The organism is Nostoc sp. 'Peltigera membranacea cyanobiont' 213 (assembly GCF_002245975.1).
Taxonomy (GTDB): Bacteria; Cyanobacteriota; Cyanobacteriia; order Cyanobacteriales; family Nostocaceae; genus Nostoc.
Map to the genome: position 1 here is coordinate 1 of NZ_NOLI01000367.1, position 1,228 is coordinate 1,228.

Annotated in this window: 1 protein-coding gene; it reads left to right on the forward strand. The window is 42.8% G+C overall.

What is annotated here, in order from left to right:
• The first annotated feature begins 38 nt into the window (after window positions 1–38).
• A complete protein-coding gene (locus tag CDG77_RS34990; protein ID WP_223270174.1) occupies window positions 39–1,223 on the forward strand; it encodes a nucleoside recognition domain-containing protein in 1,185 nt (394 codons plus the stop codon).
• The last annotated feature ends 5 nt before the right edge of the window (window positions 1,224–1,228 follow it).

Below are 1,228 nucleotides of genomic sequence, written 5' to 3' on the forward strand. Positions count from 1 at the left end.
TTAGTTAATCCAAAGCATCTAAAAAATTGGTTTACTAATTGTTGTTACTGTACCTCATAAACCTCAAATACGCTGTATTAGTACCACCAACCTACGTTGCTTACCCGGCTGTCATTGAAGATGCGATCGCGCAATTAGTCCCTTTCATCACAGAACATAGTCCCAACCGCACAGTAGATCCCCGGTGGACAGCCCTGAAACTTTTGGAATACGAGGATCGAATTGCACCAGAATTAAGGAGTAAAGAATTAGAGAGGATAGTTGTAGAACACCGACGACAAGTCCATCAAACCCTCGATGATGATTTAGATATTATTATCGCCGATAGTCGTTACACCTTTATTCGTAACTTAATTCAAGGTGCAGCCGAACGCAGCAGAGAAGTCAAAACTAACATTTCCGACAAAATCGACCAAATTGTACTCAATCGCTGGTTGGGAATACCGATTTTCTTGTTCATCATGTACGTGATATTCACTATATCGATTCATATCGGTGGTGCTTTTATTGACTTTTTTGATATTAGCTTTGCCACGATTTTTGTTGATGGTTTCGGTAAACTGCTGGAAAACATCAATGCACCAGGATGGCTGATTGGACTGTTAGCACAGGGCGCAGGTGGTGGTATCCAAACCACAGCCACTTTTATTCCCCAAATAGGCATGATGTTTTTGTGTCTGTCGGTGTTAGAAGATACTGGCTATATGGCACGGGCAGCCTTTGTGATGGATCGGTTGATGCGTTTAATTGGGCTTCCTGGTAAATCCTTTGTCCCGATGATTGTGGGTTTTGGGTGTAACATTCCCGGAATTATGGCGACGCGGACATTAGAAAATAAACGCGATCGCCTGATGACAGTAATGATGAATCCCTTCATGTCCTGTAGCGCCAGATTGACAGTTTACGCCCTATTTATTGGTGCTTTCTTCCCCGTTGGCGGTCAAAATATGGTTTTAGGTCTTTACCTATTGGGTATCTTAGCCGCCATATTCACCGGACTGATCTTGAAAAATACCATCCTGCAAGGGGAAGCCGCCCCCTTCATCATGGAACTACCTCCATACCATATACCCAAGATTAAAGGTGTTTTATTTCGTGCAGGCGATCGCCTTAAAGCTTTCATCACCAAAGCCGGCATTGCTATTGTAATTGGGTGCGACTCTTTTAGGAATACGGTGTATTATAAAGGAGTAATAGATGAATTGCTTTGCAGAGTAGTATAGCCAGT